Below are 13,362 nucleotides of genomic sequence, written 5' to 3'. Positions count from 1 at the left end.
GTCGCTTCCCAGTCTGATTGGGCGATCTGGTGCCCGAATAGGTCAAACGATTTACTCATCCCTCAACTGTAATCGCTTCCCTAACTCCAAGATCCTTATTTCTTCGTTAACCCTGTGACACTTACAATTATAGTAAGGAGAAAAAGTTACTTCCATGGTAGACAGAGACTCCATTTTGAGCGTTCTTGATAACGCATTTCAGAGCATTGAAATGCCCTGTTTGGGCAACATGAATATTGACTATGTGTTGTCTCGTCTATCGGTCTATCGCAGTTCGGATAAATGGCTGTTGCTTTTTAATTCGGTGGTTTGGTGGCCCTCTGCTGAGGGGCTTATGGCCATGGTTGAAGTTGTCGGTACAGGCGTAGTCGGCAGACAGGGTTTTGATAATGATCGATTTTTTGGGCCAGGATCCATAGAAATGGATGATGCTCAGAATATCCTAAGGATCGTCGTTCGAGGAGAAGACATCGATCCGACTAGCTTGGTCATCCAGCCAAACTATGATGTTCAACCTGAATACGCTTTCTGGGTATCTGTCGCTCTAGCTGAAAAGTACAAGGAGAGCCTGTTAGCCTCACAAGTTGAAGTTAATCAATTCATACCCCCAGGCTTTCAGCACTTGCTCACAATTGACGAGTGGGATCATCCAACATGGGATATGCCGCCGAGTCGGACATTGGCTTTTCCCCGTATTGCTAATATTTTAGTTACATCAGATCCGTCACTTTGGATGCCTGTAGAAACGCCTAATACTCACTGGTCACATTGGCTGCCAAAATAATCGATTAACTCTAACAAACGGATCATTGCGAGCCCTGAGATTGGGCCCCAGTAAATGGAGTGAGGGTTCTGCCAATAACAGACCTGTAAACTCTTTTATCCCCTTGAACGGGCCCATACTGGCCCGTTCAAAAAAGTCGTCCCGCGTTCAGTATGGCTCTGGATTGTCCCGTTCTTAACCTGGCCCAGGGCTACTATTCCCGGCCAAAAAGCCAGGCAGTGGCACGGTCATGCGCCACTGTTTATCCCCGTAAAATAGGACCTGGTACACATGCATGCTGCCATCCCTGAAGGATGCTTCAAAGGATTGCATATAGAGATACCACATGCGTTGGAATCTCTCATCATAGTTGGGTGAGAGGGCGGCGATGGTCTGTTGATTTTGGGTGAAGTTCTCACTCCAGCGTTTAAAGGTTTCGGCGTAGTGGGGTTTGAAGTTTTCGCAGTGGGCGACGGTGAGTTTGGCGGCTCGCAGATCCCGGCAAATTTCTGATAGCTGGGGGGCGTAGCCACCGGGGAAAATGTATTTATCAATCCAGGGGCCGTTGCGCTCAGAACTCTCGGTGGTAATGGTGTGGAGCATGCCTATGCCGTGGGGCTTAAGGAGGCTTCTAGCTTTTTCCATAAAGGTGGAGAAGTTGTTCTTGCCCACATGCTCAAACATGCCGATGCTGACGAATTTATCGTACTCACCGGTGGTTTTTCGATAGTCTCGAATTTCGATGGTGATGTTGTCCGTCAGACCTTTCTCGGCAATTCGTTTTTTGGCTAGGGCCGCTTGCTCCTCACTGAGGGTAATCCCCTTGCCCGTAATGCCATAGTGTTCGGCGGCGTAGAGCAGCATGCCCCCCCAGCCACAACCAATATCGATTAGGGTTTCGCCGGGTTTGAGGGCCAGCTTTCTGCAGATTACCTCATATTTTTGGTTCTGCATGGTTTCTAAATCGTCCGTTGGCTTGACCTGGTAGCCGCAGGAGTAGGTGAGGGTGGGGTCTAGAAATAACTGATAGAAATCATTGCCTAGGTCGTAATGGTATTGCACATTTTTACGACTGTTTTGAATCAGCAGCGGCAGGGTTTTGAGCCGTTGGGAAATGATTTGGAGGGCAAGGGGCACGGTCAGCTTTTGACTGGCTTTGGAATAGACCCGGTTGCGATAGAGCATGCTAATCAGCTCTGTGATCCGATTTTCGGCTTCGTCCCACCAGCCGTCCATATAGGCTTCGCCAAAGCCAAGGGAGGCAAAGGTGATAATGCTGCTGTAGGTGCGCTGGTCGTGCACCTGCAGGTGAAGGTGGGGCTGGGTGTCGCTAGAACCAAAGTTAAACACCTGACCGCTGGGGTTGGTAACGGTCAAATAGCCATCTGTGATGGAGCTAAATAGCTCATAGAGATAGCGTTCAGCGACAGGTAAGTGTTCCATGACCGGATAAGTCGGATAAGACAGTAGGGCGTCTTCAACTTATCAAATTAAGGGTATTGGATTATGAGATGCATGTGAGAGAGCCTGAATTTGACTGAATTTTTTGGGCCGAATTTTTGGGCCGAATTGATGAATATCTGTTGGGTATTTGGGTATGGCCCACGACGGCTAGGCCCGCTCCGATGATTAGACTCAAGGGCAGGAAAATTCAGAATTTGCGCCCCCACTTCTGAGGCTAACCCCATGGTTTTGCCTGCGATTTGCCTCCGATCTGGCATGTTTGGCGGGGGCAACGGCTGATTAGGCTTGCTGGGGTATGGGTGGAGGTAATGGGGACTGCAGTCCCTGCCATGGGGTTTCTGCCAAAAGATGATGGTGAGGTGGGACGGTTACTAGGCGAGATTCGATACCCGTCCAGATGCTGGGGGAGACTCGCACGGCTAATTGTTTGCACCGCACCATTAACTCACCCAGGTAAAAGTAGTCAGCTAAGTCCTGGGCATCGGTTGATGACAGTTGCCAATCGTCTGGGGAAATACCTAGATGGCTGAACCAGAGCTTCAGTAGCCTAGTCTGGAAGATCTGCTTTTGGTGCACCGATGTTGATTGGGTGGGGATAGCTAGCTTCAGCTTTTGCAACATTTTGAGCAGATCTAAGCAGTTGATCGAGGTCAAAATATTGAGCCGGGCAAAGCGTTTTGTGAGGGTAATGCCTCGGGTAATGGCGCGGGTAATGTCTAGATCTTGTCCATGGGTGCGGGTGAGTTCATTATTGAGGTTGAGGGTGCGGGCTAGGCTAATGTCGAGCGCTCGGGCATGGGCCGGATCTACCACCAGGGCCAGGCTACGGGCTCGTTCGAGGGTGTGAGTGTGGGCTAGCTCACGGGTTAGCTCGCGGTTGAGAGCTAGGGCCAGATAAATTGCCGATATCCGTTTAGCTGCCGGGTTAAAGCACCCTAGGGAGTCGGTGGTGACGGCGGTGGCCCAATGGATTAGTTGCTGGAGTTTAATGGATTTTAGGCATTGCTGTGCCCTGTGCTCTAGGGCTTCTAGAAAGTTATTTGCGCCCTGTTTGCCGGTCAACAGTCCTGGGGCCAATAGCAGGACTTCTCGCCAGCGTCTGTCGAGGGCATAGGTTGAAATCACCTTGTCCCAATGGTCATTGTCCGCTAGGCATTGGGCGGTGAGATATTCTTGCAATGTTAGGTGGGAAAAGGAGTAGGCGTCCTCTGCCCTTTCTACCAGAATGCCTTGCTGCACTTCAATCGCTTGTAAAATGGCTTCCCCATCTAGGGTGTTGGGGACATTGAGGTTACTGGCTAAAAAATCTTTGATTTGGTTGGTGAGTTCTCGACGGGAGAAAAAGAGCTGATCGGCCTCAAAGCCAGCATAGGCAATCTCAGACAATAGGCTCTCCTCCAGCTCAAGGCTCAGACCTTCATAAATTTCATCACGGTTGATCCGTTTTTCGGCAGCCCATTCTTCTAAGAGAATGCGTAGGGCCTTTTGATATAGGCCACTGCGGTGAGTGGGAAATCGTTGGGAGCGATCGTATACAAGACAGAGGAATGTGAGCAGCAGCGGTGTATGGGCCAGTTCTTTGGCTGCTGCATTTTTACTTTCCTGCAAAATCTCCCAACATTTTTGACTGGTGGCCCGTTCCAGATCTTGGGGGCTACTAAACCAATTGCTGATGAATTGTTTGATTTGTTCATCGTCAAAATCTGCCATGCCCACATCGCTAAAGCGGGTAAAGCCGCCGTGGTAGGCGGCAGTGCGACAGGAGGCAACAAATCGATTTTGGTCGTAGCGATCCACAAAGTCTTGCAACGTGCAGATCACATTCTCCAGATTGGTGGTGGGCACCTCATCCAGACCATCCAACAAGATCAGTAGTTTGCCTTGCCTGAGGGCATTGTGCACAAATTCTGAAGGGGCAGGAAACCCACAGTTACCAAACTCTTCAGCGATTAGCTGGTGGATGTCAATATGGTCGGATTCAAACCGTTTCAGCTCTAGCAACACTGGAATTTGTCGATGGTTATAGGTTTGATGCTCGTAGTGAAACGTACTCAGTGCTTCTAGGCCCAGCTTGCGCAAAAACGTGGATTTTCCTGCTCCGGGGCCTCCCAGCACCATCAGATACTGCTTCTCGTTAGCAACGTCAATGCCTGATCGTTTTTCGCCATCGTTCCGTCGACCGATGCAGCTGCGAAATCGTGTTTGGCGGTATCGTTTTTCCAATGCCTGGGGGGATTCAAAGCCCAGGATATCTTCTTCATCGAGGAATTTAACCCCGGTGTAGATTTGGGCTAAGTCCACGGGCTCCCGCATGCCCAGTACTTTGAGCTGACAGTGCCGTTTTCGGTAGGTGTCAACATATTTCCTAGATGCGTTAAAAAATAGGTTCTTGACGTCGGAGATGGCTTTACCCCCAACCTTGGGTAGAAGATCCAACGCAAAACTGGTAATTCCTTCAGCGACTGGTTCTGCCAGTAGTTCTAGACCGGTCATATTCGTTGATTGTTACGCCACCATCTATTGTGTCAGGGGTGGCGACAGCGAGGGAGAGGGGACTGTGACCTAGTGTCGTGGAAGCAGGGGGCGAGACACCGGGTGCTAAGGCGACAGCGGATTTTGCGCAGATGGGGTGGGGTATGATTGGGCACTGGAGAATGTCAGTATGGAAAGTGACTACGCTGCGGGCACGGTGAGGATGCGGGACTCGATGCCTGCCCAGATGTCGGGGGAGACCCGCACAGCGGCTTCTTTGCAGCGCACCATGAGTTCGCAAATGTAGAGGTAGTCAATCAACTCCTTGATCTCTTTTTCAGACAGGTTGATATCTTCTGCGGCAATGCCCAAGGCGTCAACCCACATGTTAAGAACTATCTCTCGAAAGTTCTGTTTTTGTTGTTCAGAAGCTTCATTGCTTGGCAGGCGAGACTTTATGTTTTCAAGTTGGTCTATCAGCTCTGGGAAATTAATAGAAGCAAAAATATTTAGCTGAGAGAATTTTTTGGAGAGGTCTAGGTCTAGGTCTAGGACGCGGGCGCGGTCGCGGACGAGGACGAGGACGAGGGAGTGGTCGCGGGCTAGGACGAGGGCGTGGTCGAGGACGAGGTCTAGGTCTAGGATGCGGTCGAGGTAGAGGTCGCGGGCTAGGACGAGGGCGCGGGCGAGGTCGAGGTCTAGGACACGGTCGAGGTAGAGGGCGAGGGAAATAGCGGCTATCCGTTTAGTTGCCTGGGAAAAATTACCTGCTGCTCCCTCTGTAGACTCCGTTGCCCATTGTAACAACCGGTGTAGTTTGGAAGATTGCAAACAATCATTAGCCCGTTGCTCTAGGGTTTCTAGAAACAGGTTTGAGCCTTGCTTGCCAGTTAACAGCCCTGGCACCAGTAGCAAAACTTCTCGCCAGCGGTTCTCGGTAACGTGGTTTGAAATGATCTGATCCCACTGATTGTTATCGGCTAAGTATTGGGCTGTGAGGTATTCTTGTAGGGTCAGATGGGAAAATGAATAGGCATCTTCTGCCCGCTCGACTAAAATTCCCTGCTGTACTTCAATGGCCTGGAGGACAGCTTCCCCATCGAGGGTTTTGGGTACATTGAGATTGCTGGCCAAAAAATCTTTGATTTGGCTGGTGAGTTCTCGACGGGAGAAAAAGAGCTGATCCGTTTCAAAGCCACCATAGGCCATTTCAGACAGCAGTTGTTCTTCTAATTCAATGCTGAGACCAGCATAAATCTTATCTCGATTAATCCGCTTTTCGGCAGACCATTCTTCTAATAAAATGCGTAATGCCCGCTGATATAGGTTGCTACGATTGGCGGGAAATCGTTGGGAACGGTCATATACTAAGCACAGGTAGGTGAGCAGCAGCGGTGTATGGGCTAGCTCCTTAGCTGCTTGATTTTTAGGTTCTTTTAAAATCTCCCAGCATTTCTTGCCGGTTTCCCGTTCGCGGTCCTGGTCGTGGCTAAACCAGTTGCCAATAAACTGTTCGATTTGTTCGTCATCAAAGTCCGCCATGCCCACATCGCTAAAGCGGGTAAAACCGCCGTGGTAGGCGGCGGTGCGGCAGGAGGCAATAAACCGATTTTGGTCGTAGCGATCCACAAAGTCTTGAATCGTGCCAATGACGTTGTTTAAATTGGCCGTGGGAACTTCATCTAAACCGTCCAGTAAGATCAGCAGTTTGCCTTGCTTGAGGGCCTTTTGGGTAAACTGCTCCGGTTCTGGAAAGTCACAGGTGGCAAACTCTTGGGCAATTAGGGCAGGAATGTCGATGGCATCGGCTTCAAATCGTTTTAGCTCTAGCAAAACGGGCACACAGTGATGGTGATAGTTGGCGGTTTCATGGTGCAGTGTTTTGAGGGATTCTAAGCCCATCTTTCTTAGAAACGTGGATTTCCCGGCACCGGGACCGCCCAAGACCATGAGGTATTGCTGTTTGTTTGCCACTGCAATACCCGAGCGTTTCTCCCCATCGCTCTGTCTGCCGACATAGCCGCGAAATCGCGTTTTCCGGTAGGACTCTTCAAGGGCGGCACGGGATTCAAACTGCATGATGTCGTCATCCCCCAACAGTTTGACCCCGGTATACACCCTGGCCAGGTCCACCGGCTCGCGCATGCCCAGGACCTTGAGCTGGCAATGGCGTTTATTGTAATTGGCAATGTATTTGCCGGAGGCATTAAACCAGCGCTGGCTGATTTCGCCAGTGACTGCGCTGCTGCCTTTGCCGAGGATTTCTAGCCCCAGACGGGCTAGACCTTCACCTGTACCACTAAATAGCTCGCTCATGGGCCATGGCCGTCATTGCATTGTCCCTATTCTGCCGATTTTGCTCCTAGTCTGCCACCGCCTTACGGAAAATCCTTGCTCCATTGGGGATCATTACTCAGATAGCTTCTGGAGATCCCATGCAACGACTGACTAAACTAACGCAGCGCCTGCTGCCATGGATATTAACCGTAATTTTGCTACTCACATTAGGCGGCCTGCCCGCCGCTGCTCAGAATTCATCCACCCCACGGATGATGGTTGTTACTGGCCATGGCCGTGACCAAGCACCTACCACCCTAGCCCAGATCTCCCTTGGCATCTCCGACCAAGGTGATGCGGCTAAGACCACCTATGGCAAGGTAAATAAGCGCACCGTCGCCGTTGTAAAGCTGCTGAAGTCCAAGCAGGTGGAGAATGTAAAGACCACTAATATTAACCTTAGCCCCAAGTATGACCGGGATGGTAAGCCCCAAAAGGGCAGTTATGAAGGTTATCAAAATATTGAGTTTCAGGTATCGGCAGATGACATGGGGGTGTTGGATGATGCGATCGCAACCGACATCAACCAGCTCAATAGCATCCAATACGTCGCCTCCGAATCGGCCCTAATCGCTGCCCGCAAAACGGCTTTAGAAGCAGCCATCGCCGATGGCCAAGCCCAGGCAAAAGCGGCCCTGGACAAACTGGGCTTCAGCATTCAAGAAATTGTCGATATCCAAGTGAACAATGCCCAGATCCCTGGTAACTCAGCCGTCGTGGAGAACGGGGAGGATAGCAGCTATGCCTCATGGTCTCCAGGCCAGCCGGTGCCGGCTGGAGGGGAACAGATTGTGGAGGTGGATGTGACCCTGAAAATTCGGTATTAAACGATCCGTAAGCGATTTTTGGGCGATACTAGGGTGTCGAAAGGTGATCTACTTGGCATATGTTTTCCCATTGGCTTAATGATCGCTTGCAGTTGCGATCGCTCCAGCTTACGGATGCTAATGAACTCTTTGCCCTGACCGATCAAAATCGGCCTCATCTTCGCCAGTGGCTGCCGTGGCTAGACCGAACCACCACTGCCGCCGACAGTCGCACCTTCATTCGCAATACCCTAGAACAGTTTGCCGATACCGACGGGATTGTTGCCGCCATCTGTTATGACGGCAATATTATCGGCACCATCGGCTATAACCACATCGACTGGACAAACCATGTGGGCTACATCGGCTACTGGCTGGCGGCCTCCCACCAGGGTCAAGGCATCATGACCGCCGCCTGCCAGTACCTAGTGAACTACTCCTTTAGCACCTTGATCCTCAACCGCATTGTTATTGCGTGCGCCACCCACAACCAGAAGAGCCGAGCCATCCCAGAAAGGCTGGGCTTTTCCCACGAAGGCACATCCCGTGAAGCGGAATGGCTATACGATCATTTTGTGGACCATGAAATCTATGCCCTGCTCCGTCGCCATTGGGAAATTTGACCCGACACTTTTCTTTGACAACACTCTCGTGAAGAACTGTCGTGAAGACCCTTGCTATGATCTACACACCTAAAATATGTCTGAAAATAGTCTGATCGACTTATGTCTGATCGAGGGTGGGATAGAGTTCTAGTCCATAACGATAAAGCGCCACGGGTTGATCAACCGCCTTAAAGTAATCAGGGTCCTGGGGAGATAAATACACGGCAGTAATCTGATCAGCAACAACATGATCCTGCTCAAAATGATAGGCTGTCGTGTTTTCCACCTCGTTCAGATACACCGTCGGTCGGTTCCCGCTAAAAAACTGTTGAAAGACTTCCGTCGTGATAAAGGTATTGTTGTCGGGCTGCTCAACAGCTCGGCCGGTCACCGTAGACACCAGCTGCTGATTGTCTTTTAGAAACGTAATCTGGCGATTGGGGTTTTCCGGATCAACTTTTACCGCTTTCACCCAGTCATCCCCCAGATAGGCCCGAGCCAGACTCAGCCCATTAAATGCCCGATCTGACACTACGCCTTCTGCCTTTTTCAAGGGGCGATTCAGAAACATCCCCTGGGCCACCCGAGCTTTTTGAAAGCGGATATCGGCCCCAATGGGCACATCCAAAAACTGACGATTTCCCTCAAATCCAGGCGTCACCAACGCTGGGGCGAGGGGCGCTGCCATTTCCTCCAGGGTGGAGGTCATGCGCCATGGACCATCCATCCACTCTGGATACACCAAATCCCCGGCTGAGGGACCTACCGGGGGCTTGCTTGACCAATGGGGAAATGCAGATACCCTCTCGGCTAGCGGACTAGCCAGGGCTGCACCGCTACACAATAACCACACCAGCACCAGTAGCGTTATCCCCAGGATATTGCGCCGAAGTCGTCTCAGTAAAAAATGTCGCATGGTGTTTGCTTGTTGCCAGGAATCAGGGGCCAGTTACCAGAAGTCAGGGGCCAGAAGTCAGGGGCCAGAAGTCAGCGACCAGAGGCCACAGCCTTAGTTTAATCCCATGCGTCTCTGGGCAGTCTGAAATAAAAGGCTAGCTGTCCTTCGGTCTGGCTAGCAGGTGATATCGAGAACAATTCTAAATAATTAGGAGCCATGCTAGATCAGGCTGTAGCCTGTGCTATAGCCTTTCAATATAGGCACGGGCTTACAGGATCGGGAATGGATAATCAAAGTCTGCTGAAAGAAGCACTTACGGACGAGCTGGGAGCGCTGTATCAGAATATCACCCAGCTCACGGCCGTAAAGTCTCTCCCGGAGGATGACCTGCAGTTGCTGCGGGGGCTGGTGTCGGTACTGCAGTTTGCATCCCAGCAAATGTCCCAACAGCAAGCTTCAGGCGGTAAGTTAACTGCCGACATCACCGCCCTGCGGGATCAGGTGGCCGAGCTCCAGCAGGAAAATGCGGCTTATAAGAAGCAGCTGCAGTGGATTCAAGATCGGGTGGCGTTATCCCGCACCTCCACAGGCAAAATGCAGCTAAGAGCAAGCCTCAAGCAAACCTTAGATATCGCCATCGAGATCTCTGGAGCCAACAGCGGCAGCGTTTTTTTATTGGATAGTGCCAAGGTGGTGACAGAATGCATTTTGACCCGCTCGGGCACCACGGAACGGGAACGGCAGAGCCTGGTGGGGCAAGTGTTGGAAAAAGGACTCGCCAGCTGGGTGGTGGAACATCGCAAGGCAGAGACCATTGCCGATACCCGTTTGGATAACCGCTGGGTAAACCTGCCGGACCAACCCTATAAAGTGGGTTCCGCCCTATGTGTGCCCATGGTCAGCGGCAATCGGATTCTCGGGCTCATGACCCTCACCCACCCAGAGCCCAAACATTTTCAACCGCCGATACCAGAGTTAATTGGCGCGATGGCAGATCAGATGGCCTTAGTGCTAGAGAATACAAAATTCCAAGCTGACAACCAAACCCAAGCCAGTCTGCTCAAACAACACCAAGAGTTTTGTCGTCAGTTATTGGCCACGGAAACCGTGGGGGCTGTGCTGTTGCAAAACAAAAAGATTGTGCAGATCAATGGCCGGGCCGCCAAGCTGTTTGGCAAGGAACCAGACGAACTGATGGCTCTACCGTCCATCACCAGTGTGATCGCCTACGAAGACCTGGATCGGGTCCACGCGGCCATTCTTCAGGGCTGTACTAACCTCCAGCAAATGTTTGCCATTGACTTTGGCATTACCCACAAAAGCGGTCAAGTGATTCCCATTACGGCCCAGGGGATCGCGATGGATTTTCAGGCGGAACCGGCGGTGATGCTGGTGATGGCTAAAGTGGATGGAGATTTGTTTAGGTTTTGAGTTTTGCGTTCTCAACTCTTACCCCCAGGCAATTCCTCTACAATAAATGCAGCTTGAGCTTCAACTTTGTTACCCCACCCTGTGATTGCATCCTCCAGCCGTCCGGCCACGATCAAGTTTCTAAAAGCACCCACATCCCAGGCTTGGATCGACCAAGCTTTGGCCAATTTAGATGAGGTGATGTTGGACCATTCCCACTGTGAGCGCAAGGCGGCCAGCACCGCCATAAAGCTGATGTTTTTGTATCCCAGTGATGTGGCCCTGGTGGAGGCCCTGACGGAGATTGCCCAGGAGGAGCTGAGCCACTTTAAACAGGTCAACCAATGGCTGGCAAGGCGGGGGGTGGCTTTGCACTGCTTGGCGGCAAGTCCCTATGGTTCAAAATTACACAAGCATGTGAGGCCCAACGGCGCCGACCGAAAGCTAGATTTGCTGCTGGTGTCTGCCCTCATCGAAGCCCGCAGCCACGAGCGGCTAGGACTGCTGGGCCACCATTGCCCAGACCCAGAGCTGGCGAAGTTTTACCGCAGTCTCATGGCGTCGGAAGCGCGCCACTATGGGGCCTATTGGTTCCTGGCCGCCAATGAGTTTGGGGCTGACGTGGTCACCCCTCGCCTGGAAGCATTGGCCACGGCGGAAAGTGAGATTTTGGCCACCCTGCATCCTGCCCCGAGGGTGCATAGCTAAGATGCACACTTCCTTTAAGTCTTTTGTGATCCGTGACTGGCAACCGGCCGACCGAGGGGCGGCGGCGGACCTGATTGGCAAAATTCTGGCGGACTACGGTCTGGGGTGGGAGCCGGAGGGGGCCGATGTGGATGTGGTGCAGGTGGAACAGTACTACCAGTCGGGGGAATTTTGGGTGGTGGAGCAGGGGGGGACCCTGGTGGGAACGGCGGCCTATCGGCCCATTGAGCGGGGGGAGCAGGCGGTGGAAATTCGGAAGATGTATTTACTGCCGGTGGCCCGTGGCCAGGGTTTGGGACGGTTTTTGTTGGGGCAGTTGGAGGGTGCGATCGCAGCCCGTGGATTCAAACAAATCTGGCTTGAAACCGCCACGGTCCTAAAGGAAGCCGTATGCATGTACGAAAGCGCTGGCTATCAGCAAGCAACCGGCGTAGAAACCAGCCGCTGCGATCGGGTTTATACAAAATCCATTAATCAGGTCAGCTAAATCGCTATAATCAATCGGGCCAAATTCCCATGGCTACCACAGATACAAGGGCGCGCCCTGCCACCATTGGCCGCCCACTCCACAACTATTTACCCCCTATTCACCTTGGCTGTGATTGCAGTTTATCCCGGTAGCTTCGACCCCATTACCCTGGGCCACCTTGATATCATCACCCGCAGTAGCCGACTCTATGACCATGTCATCGTGGTGGTATCCCGCAACCCGATCAAAAATCCCATGTTTTCAGTCGAGGAACGGCTGGGCCAGATCCGTCAATCAACCGCCCACCTGGGCAACGTCGAAATTGATAGCTTTGACGGATTAACCGTTAACTACGCCCACCAACGCCAAGCTAAAGTACTCATTCGGGGGTTACGAGTACTATCAGACTTTGAGAAAGAACTCCAGATGGCCCATACTAATAAAACCTTAGCGGACGATCTGGAAACCGTTTTTTTAGTAACGTCCACTGAATACGGCTTTTTAAGCAGTAGTCTAGTAAAAGAGATCGCAAGATTTGGCGCAGCGATCGGTCATCTTGTTCCTGAGCATGTTGCCCAAGATATTCAGAAATGGTACGGCAAGAACCTCCCATCAATAACCGTAGGCTAAATGGACAAACAGTCCCAGCCGATGATGTCCTGTCCCAGCAACAGGCCGGTAATGTAGCGCCCATGCCCGTCTCCGGGTTCGATATTCAAGACGCCCTCAACCAAATTGAGGAAGCGGTCCTCGACAGCCCCCGTGTGCCCATGATGGGACGCACCATGGTCAATGAAGACGACCTGCTAGACCAGCTCGATGCGGTGCGGTTAAACCTGCCCGCTGCGTTTCAAGAGGCTCAGCAGCTGTTAGAACAGCGCAACACTATCCTCAACGAAGCTGAGCAATATGCCCAAGAAATCGTCATGACGGCAGAAAAGCAGGCCGCTGCGATTTTGAATGAAACAGTGATTTTACGCCAGGCTGAGCAGCAAGCCCAGCAGTTGCGGCTACAGGTGGAGCAGGAATGTGCCGCGTTGCGCTCCCAAACCATGATGGAAGTCCAGCAGCTTCAAGTCCAAACCAAGCAAGAATGCGACGAGCTGCGCCAAGCGGCCATCAGCGAATGCCATGCCATCCAAACCGACGCCGACACCTATGCCGACCAGGTGCTGCAGCGCATGGAAACCCAATTTAGCGAAATGCTAGGCGTCATTAGCAATGGCCGTCAGCAACTCTACGAGCGGCAGCAGCGGGCCCGTCAAGCTAACCCCGTCCCCCTCGACACAACTTCTCCGTCTCGCCGTCCTGGGCCACCGGCCCCCCAGCGGACTGCGCCGCCCACCCAGCCACCCCAGCAATCCTACATTAATCCTTCTCCCCAGCAGCCACCCCCGCCGCGCCGGAAGTTCTAATCCCTACGTCCTAAC

The 13,362-nt window shown here is 52.1% G+C and carries 12 protein-coding genes; 8 read left to right on the top strand and 4 right to left on the bottom strand.

What is annotated here, in order from left to right; translation table 11 throughout:
• The first annotated feature begins 154 nt into the window (after positions 1-154).
• The gene (locus VB741_RS11220; RefSeq protein WP_323365264.1) at positions 155-784 is read left to right on the top strand and encodes a DUF7003 family protein; all 630 of its coding nucleotides are present in this window, start codon (positions 155-157) and stop codon (positions 782-784) included.
• A 174-nt stretch (positions 785-958) separates the two neighbouring features.
• Here the strand turns inward: VB741_RS11220 and VB741_RS11215 are convergent, their stop codons facing one another.
• The 3 genes from VB741_RS11215 to VB741_RS11205 form a co-directional block, all read right to left on the bottom strand.
• The gene (locus VB741_RS11215; RefSeq protein ID WP_323365263.1) at positions 959-2,206 is read right to left on the bottom strand and encodes a class I SAM-dependent methyltransferase; all 1,248 of its coding nucleotides are present in this window, start codon (positions 2,204-2,206) and stop codon (positions 959-961) included.
• Between the two features lie 300 nt (positions 2,207-2,506).
• Complete coding sequence (locus tag VB741_RS11210) at positions 2,507-4,720, bottom strand: NACHT domain-containing protein (RefSeq protein WP_323365262.1); 2,214 nt, start codon at positions 4,718-4,720, stop codon at positions 2,507-2,509.
• Positions 4,721-4,900: 180 nt separating this feature from the next.
• Positions 4,901-7,015 (bottom strand): NACHT domain-containing protein, encoded by a 2,115-nt coding sequence (locus VB741_RS11205; protein WP_323365261.1) that lies wholly within the window; start codon positions 7,013-7,015, stop codon positions 4,901-4,903.
• 119 nt (positions 7,016-7,134) lie between these two features.
• On the opposite strand from VB741_RS11205, the gene VB741_RS11200 reads away from it, so the two are divergent.
• Together VB741_RS11200 and VB741_RS11195 are read left to right on the top strand one after the other, a co-directional pair.
• The gene (locus VB741_RS11200) at positions 7,135-7,863 is read left to right on the top strand and encodes an SIMPL domain-containing protein (protein ID WP_323365260.1); all 729 of its coding nucleotides are present in this window, start codon (positions 7,135-7,137) and stop codon (positions 7,861-7,863) included.
• Between the two features lie 59 nt (positions 7,864-7,922).
• Positions 7,923-8,465: a GNAT family N-acetyltransferase gene (locus VB741_RS11195; RefSeq protein ID WP_323365259.1), complete on the top strand. Its 543-nt coding sequence runs from the start codon at positions 7,923-7,925 to the stop codon at positions 8,463-8,465.
• Between the two features lie 100 nt (positions 8,466-8,565).
• On the opposite strand, the gene VB741_RS11190 is transcribed toward VB741_RS11195, so the two are convergent.
• A complete protein-coding gene (locus VB741_RS11190) occupies positions 8,566-9,363 on the bottom strand; it encodes a DUF6816 family protein (RefSeq protein ID WP_323365258.1) in 798 nt (265 codons plus the stop codon).
• Between the two features lie 264 nt (positions 9,364-9,627).
• Here VB741_RS11190 and VB741_RS11185 point away from each other — a divergent pair, with 264 nt between their 5' ends.
• From VB741_RS11185 to VB741_RS11165, 5 genes are all read left to right on the top strand, one after another.
• Complete coding sequence (locus tag VB741_RS11185) at positions 9,628-10,776, top strand: GAF domain-containing protein (RefSeq protein WP_323365257.1); 1,149 nt, start codon at positions 9,628-9,630, stop codon at positions 10,774-10,776.
• Between the two features lie 84 nt (positions 10,777-10,860).
• Positions 10,861-11,463 carry a tRNA-(ms[2]io[6]A)-hydroxylase gene (locus VB741_RS11180; RefSeq protein WP_442786338.1) on the top strand — a complete coding sequence of 201 codons (603 nt, stop codon included), beginning with the start codon at positions 10,861-10,863 and terminating at the stop codon, positions 11,461-11,463.
• Between the two features lies 1 nt (position 11,464).
• Positions 11,465-11,950, top strand: coding sequence for a GNAT family N-acetyltransferase (locus VB741_RS11175; RefSeq protein ID WP_323365255.1), 486 nt, complete (start codon positions 11,465-11,467; stop codon positions 11,948-11,950).
• 111 nt (positions 11,951-12,061) lie between these two features.
• Positions 12,062-12,562, top strand: a complete 501-nt coding sequence (gene coaD, locus VB741_RS11170; RefSeq protein ID WP_323365265.1) for a pantetheine-phosphate adenylyltransferase — start codon at positions 12,062-12,064, stop codon at positions 12,560-12,562.
• The gene (locus tag VB741_RS11165) at positions 12,523-13,347 is read left to right on the top strand and encodes an ATP synthase F0 subunit B (RefSeq protein ID WP_323365254.1); all 825 of its coding nucleotides are present in this window, start codon (positions 12,523-12,525) and stop codon (positions 13,345-13,347) included. Before coaD ends, VB741_RS11165 begins: the two co-directional genes overlap by 40 nt.
• The last annotated feature ends 15 nt before the right edge of the window (positions 13,348-13,362 follow it).

Source organism: Leptothoe sp. PORK10 BA2, from assembly GCF_034932105.1.
Taxonomy (GTDB): Bacteria; Cyanobacteriota; Cyanobacteriia; order Phormidesmidales; family Phormidesmidaceae; genus Leptothoe.
Note: the sequence above shows the minus strand (reverse complement) of the source record. Positions and strands in the feature narration are given on the sequence as shown.

Excerpts from the sequence above, each read along its gene's own strand:
- VB741_RS11165 (WP_323365254.1), top strand. The coding sequence starts at position 12,523 with ATGGTACGGCAAGAACCTCCCATCAATAACCGTAGGCTAAATGGACAA.
- VB741_RS11215 (WP_323365263.1), bottom strand. The coding sequence starts at position 2,206 with ATGGAACACTTACCTGTCGCTGAACGCTATCTCTATGAGCTATTTAGC.
- VB741_RS11195 (WP_323365259.1), top strand. The coding sequence starts at position 7,923 with ATGTTTTCCCATTGGCTTAATGATCGCTTGCAGTTGCGATCGCTCCAG.
- VB741_RS11200 (WP_323365260.1), top strand. The coding sequence starts at position 7,135 with ATGCAACGACTGACTAAACTAACGCAGCGCCTGCTGCCATGGATATTA.
- VB741_RS11220 (WP_323365264.1), top strand. The coding sequence starts at position 155 with ATGGTAGACAGAGACTCCATTTTGAGCGTTCTTGATAACGCATTTCAG.
- VB741_RS11185 (WP_323365257.1), top strand. The coding sequence starts at position 9,628 with ATGGATAATCAAAGTCTGCTGAAAGAAGCACTTACGGACGAGCTGGGA.
- VB741_RS11190 (WP_323365258.1), bottom strand. The coding sequence starts at position 9,363 with ATGCGACATTTTTTACTGAGACGACTTCGGCGCAATATCCTGGGGATA.
- VB741_RS11210 (WP_323365262.1), bottom strand. The coding sequence starts at position 4,720 with ATGACCGGTCTAGAACTACTGGCAGAACCAGTCGCTGAAGGAATTACC.
- VB741_RS11175 (WP_323365255.1), top strand. The coding sequence starts at position 11,465 with ATGCACACTTCCTTTAAGTCTTTTGTGATCCGTGACTGGCAACCGGCC.
- VB741_RS11205 (WP_323365261.1), bottom strand. The coding sequence starts at position 7,015 with ATGAGCGAGCTATTTAGTGGTACAGGTGAAGGTCTAGCCCGTCTGGGG.